Genomic DNA, 3,861 nt, shown 5'->3' on the forward strand with positions numbered 1-3,861 from the left:
GACCACCGACGCCCTGACCGCCGGTGGTGTGCTGCGCAGCGCGGTGTTCTCGCTGCCGGCCGACGAGCGCTACACCTACATCTTCAACGGCAACGCGCAGGTGCTCGACCAGACGCTGGTCTCGCCGGGGATCAAGAAGTTCGACTACGACATCGTGCACATCAACTCCGAGTTCGCCGGCCAGGCCAGCGACCACGACCCGCAGATTATCCGTTTCAAGCCCTGACCCCCAGCGGCTACGGTGTGCCCCATGCGCCCCGAAGCCCCGTTCGGCCGCCGTGCCGCGGCCATGATCACCCCGTTCACGGCGGGCGGCGCCCTCGACACCGAGGGCACCGCCCGCCTCGCCGTGCATCTCGTCGACCGGGGCGGCTGCGACGCCCTGGTCCTCAACGCGACCACCGGCGAGTCCCTGACCACCACCGACGCCGAGAAGGACGCGGTGGTGCGCGCCGTCGTGGAAGCGGTGGGCGACCGGGCCACGGTGATCGCCGGGGTGGGCACCAGCGACACCCGGCACACCATCGCGCTGGCCCGCGCCGCCCAGTCGGCCGGGGCGCACGCCCTGCTGGTGGTCACCCCGTACTACTCGCGGCCGACCCAGGAGGCGATCGTCCACCATCTGGCGACGGTCGCGGACGCCACCGAGCTGCCGGTGATGCTGTACGACATCCCGGCGCGCACCGGGGCCGGCACCGAGCTGACCGCCGACTCGCTGCGCCGGTTGGCGGAGCACCCGCGGATCCGGGCGGTCAAGGACTGCGCCTACGACCTGCACAAGTCGGCGCTGGTGATGAGCGGTACCGATCTGGCGTACTACTCGGGGTGCGACGAGCTGAATCTGCCGCTGTTCGCGCTGGGTGCGACCGGCTATGTGAGCACGGTGGCGAATGTGGCGGGCCGGCAGGTGCGGGCGGTGCTGGACGCGGTGGACGCCGGTGACCTGGCCGCCGCCACCCGGCTGCACCACCATCTGCTGCCGCTGATCGACGCGGTGATGACGGAGGTGCCGGGCACGGTCGCGGTCAAGGCGCTGTTCGAGGCGGCGGGGCTGCCCGGCGGGCCGGTCCGCGGGCCGCTGCTGCCGGCCGGTGCGGAGCTGACCGGCCGGCTGGTGGACGGGCTCAAGGGCGCGCTGGCGCCGGTTTCGTGAGATCGGGTCCCGGGGCGGGGCCGGGTTCCGGCCCCGTGCCGGGCGCCGGGCCCGCCCCCATCAGGTCGCGGGCGAGCAGGGTGGCTCCGGCGACGGCGCCCGGCATCAGGAAGATCGCCGCCACCGGCACCAGGAAGGCCGCGACCAGCGGCACCCCGAAGCCGACCGCGAGCCAGCGCCGGCCGCGCAGCAGCCGCAGCCGCTCCTTGACGTCGATGCCGCGGCGGCCCAGCGCGTAGCAGACCAGTTCCAGGGTGAGGAAGAACCCGGAGACCGCGAAGGCGATCACCGGGATGACGGTCTGGCCGAGGACCGGGACGAAGCCGAGGACGAACAGCGGCACCGTCCACAGGGTGGCCCGCCACAGCACGTACAGCGCCTCCACGGCCGCCGCCCACAGCTCGCGCCACAGCGGCCGCTCCGGCGCGGCCGGGCAGTCGCCCTCGCTCTCCTCGACGGCCGCCGAGAGCGCGTCGTAGAAGGGGTCGCCGATGACGAGGGTGACGGCGGTGAAGGTCAGGACGGTGAGCGAGAGCCCGGCGGCCAGCAGCAGGGCGACGGCCAGGCCGCGCACCAGCCCGCGCCACGGGGAGTCCCAGTCGTCGGCGAACGGGGTGATCCAGGCGGCGAGCGCACCGGCGTTGAGCAGCAGGACGAGCAGGGCCGCGGCGTAGAGCACCAGGGCGATCAGCGCGGGGAGCAGGGCGCGGCCGTACCGTCCGGGGTGCTGGGCGAGCCATCGCTGGCCCAGCACCGCGTACCGTATCCCGGCCGCGAGATCAGTCATCATGCGTTCATGATCCCGCAGCCGCGGGGACGTGTGGGGCGCTCAGTTGTTGCTGTGCAGCGCCTCGTTGAGGCCGCCCCAGGAGCCGGTGCGCTGGAGCGCCTCGACGGTGCCGGTGGTGGAGTTGCGGCGGAAGAGCATGCCGCTGATCCCGGAGAGGGTGGCGGCCTTGACGACGGAGCCGTCGGGCAGGGTGACGCGGGTACCGGCGGTGACGTACAGCCCCGCCTCCACGACGCAGTCGTCGCCGAGGGAGATGCCGATACCGGACTCGGCGCCCAGCAGGCAGCGTTCGCCGATGGTGATGGTCTGCTTGCCGCCGCCGGAGAGGGTTCCCATGATGGAGGCGCCGCCGCCCACGTCCGAGCCGTCACCGACGACGACACCGGCGCTGATGCGGCCCTCGACCATCGAGTTGCCGAGGGTTCCGGCGTTGAAGTTGCAGAACCCCTCGTGCATGACGGTGGTACCGGCGGCGAGGGGCGCGCCGAGCCGCACCCGGTCCGCGTCACCGATGCGCACCCCGGCCGGGACGACGTAGTCGGTCATCCGGGGGAACTTGTCGACACTGGTGACGGTCAGCGCGGTCCCGGCGGCGCGGGCGGCCAGCCGGGTCTCCTCGACCCGGTCCACGGCGACCGGGCCGAGGCTGGTCCAGGCGACGTTGGCGAGCAGCCCGAAGATGCCGTCCAGGCTGAGCCCGTGCGGGCGGACCAGGCGGTGGCTGAGCAGGTGCAGCCGGAGGTACACGTCGTGGGCGTCGACCGGCTTGTCGTCGAGGGAGGCGATGACCGTACGGACCGCCACGACCTCCACGCCGCGCACCGGGTCGTGGCCGAGCGCCTGCGGGGCGGACGCGCCGATGAGTTCGGCGGCGTGCTCGGGGGTGAGCCGCTCGGTGCCGGCCTCGCCGGGCTCGTCGCCGAGGGCGGGAGCGGGGAACCAGGTGTCGAGCACGGTGCCGTCGGCGGCGAGGGTGGCCAGGCCGGCGGCGACGGCACCGGTGGTGCGGGTGACGGGGGCGGAGGTGGTTGCGTCGGTCATGTCCCAGACGCTAACCGGTGGCGGGGGCGGCTGGCGAACCGGTCCCGGATGCCGGGCCCGGGGCGGCCGCGCGCCGGTCAGTGCGCGCCGCCGAGGTTGAGCAGCGTGACGCCGCCGATGACCAGGAGGACGCCGGCGACCTTGGCCGCCGTGATGCTCTCGCCGAGGAAGAGCATGCCGATGGCGGCGATCAGCGCGGTCCCGGCACCGGCCCAGACGGCGTAGGCGATGCCGACGTCGATGGACTTGAGGACCTGGGCGAGCAGCGTGAAGGCGACGGCGTAGCCGGCCAGGGTGCCGAGGGTGGGCCAGAGCTTGGTGAAGCCGTCGCTGAACTTCATCAGCGTGGTGCCGGCGATCTCGAACAGGATGGCGCCCGCGAGCATCAGATAAGCCATGCGGACGACCGTACCCAGCCGCGGCGGGTGGACGGGCAACCACCGGAGTGACCCGCTCCGCGTGCCACCGGTGCCCGCCGCGGGCCGCCCCGCATCCTGAAGCCGACCCCCGATGACGTGGCAGCGAAAGGACGAACCCATGGCCGAGTGCGAGGTCTGCGGCAACGACTACCGGCTGGCCTTCGAGGTGCGCGCCGCCGGGGAGGTGCATGTGTTCGACAGCTTCGAGTGCGCCATCCAGCGGATGGCCCCGGTCTGCGAGAACTGCCGGTGCCGGATCCTGGGCCACGGCGTGGAGAGCTCGGACGGCCGCTTCTTCTGCTGCGCCCACTGCGCCCGGGTCCAGGGGCACCAGGAGCTCGTCGACCACGCCTGACACCGGGCGAGGGGGGAGGTCCGGGCGGGACGGGGCCCGGTACCGCGCGAGGCGGGGCGGGACCCGGTGGTCCCGCCCCGCCTCCTGGCGTGCTGCCCCGCTT

5 protein-coding genes and 1 pseudogene are annotated in these 3,861 nt (G+C 73.5%); 3 read left to right on the forward strand and 3 right to left on the reverse strand.

Annotated elements, in window-relative coordinates:
- Both ACFV5N_RS25555 and dapA read left to right on the forward strand, forming a co-directional pair.
- Positions 1-226 (forward strand): annotated as a pseudogene (locus tag ACFV5N_RS25555) (endonuclease/exonuclease/phosphatase); the annotation flags it as partial.
- A gap of 24 nt (positions 227-250) precedes the next feature.
- On the forward strand, positions 251-1,153 hold the full coding sequence (dapA, locus tag ACFV5N_RS25560) for a 4-hydroxy-tetrahydrodipicolinate synthase (protein ID WP_385604226.1): 903 nt from the start codon (positions 251-253) through the stop codon (positions 1,151-1,153).
- Here dapA and ACFV5N_RS25565 read toward each other — a convergent pair.
- The 3 genes from ACFV5N_RS25565 to ACFV5N_RS25575 form a co-directional block, all read right to left on the reverse strand.
- Positions 1,125-1,943 carry an EI24 domain-containing protein gene (locus tag ACFV5N_RS25565; RefSeq protein ID WP_385604229.1) on the reverse strand — a complete coding sequence of 273 codons (819 nt, stop codon included), beginning with the start codon at positions 1,941-1,943 and terminating at the stop codon, positions 1,125-1,127. The two genes, dapA and ACFV5N_RS25565, sit on opposite strands and share 29 nt — an antisense overlap.
- Positions 1,944-1,982: 39 nt before the next feature.
- A complete protein-coding gene (gene dapD / locus ACFV5N_RS25570) occupies positions 1,983-2,984 on the reverse strand; it encodes a 2,3,4,5-tetrahydropyridine-2,6-dicarboxylate N-succinyltransferase (protein WP_385604232.1) in 1,002 nt (333 codons plus the stop codon).
- A gap of 77 nt (positions 2,985-3,061) precedes the next feature.
- Complete coding sequence (locus ACFV5N_RS25575; protein WP_385604235.1) at positions 3,062-3,382, reverse strand: DMT family transporter; 321 nt, start codon at positions 3,380-3,382, stop codon at positions 3,062-3,064.
- Positions 3,383-3,521: 139 nt separating this feature from the next.
- Between ACFV5N_RS25575 and ACFV5N_RS25580 the strand changes: the two genes are divergently transcribed.
- The gene (locus tag ACFV5N_RS25580; protein ID WP_385604238.1) at positions 3,522-3,758 is read left to right on the forward strand and encodes a hypothetical protein; all 237 of its coding nucleotides are present in this window, start codon (positions 3,522-3,524) and stop codon (positions 3,756-3,758) included.
- Positions 3,759-3,861: the final 103 nt, after the last annotated feature.

This window comes from Streptomyces sp. NPDC059853 (assembly GCF_042731495.1).
GTDB lineage: Bacteria > Actinomycetota > Actinomycetes > Streptomycetales > Streptomycetaceae > Streptomyces.

What these genes read in the sequence shown, in the direction of transcription:
- dapD (WP_385604232.1), bottom strand. Translation starts at nt 2,984, where the DNA reads ATGACCGACGCAACCACCTCCGCCCCCGTCACCCGCACCACCGGTGCC.
- ACFV5N_RS25565 (WP_385604229.1), bottom strand. Translation starts at nt 1,943, where the DNA reads ATGATGACTGATCTCGCGGCCGGGATACGGTACGCGGTGCTGGGCCAG.
- dapA (WP_385604226.1), top strand. Translation starts at nt 251, where the DNA reads ATGCGCCCCGAAGCCCCGTTCGGCCGCCGTGCCGCGGCCATGATCACC.
- ACFV5N_RS25575 (WP_385604235.1), bottom strand. Translation starts at nt 3,382, where the DNA reads ATGGCTTATCTGATGCTCGCGGGCGCCATCCTGTTCGAGATCGCCGGC.
- ACFV5N_RS25580 (WP_385604238.1), top strand. Translation starts at nt 3,522, where the DNA reads ATGGCCGAGTGCGAGGTCTGCGGCAACGACTACCGGCTGGCCTTCGAG.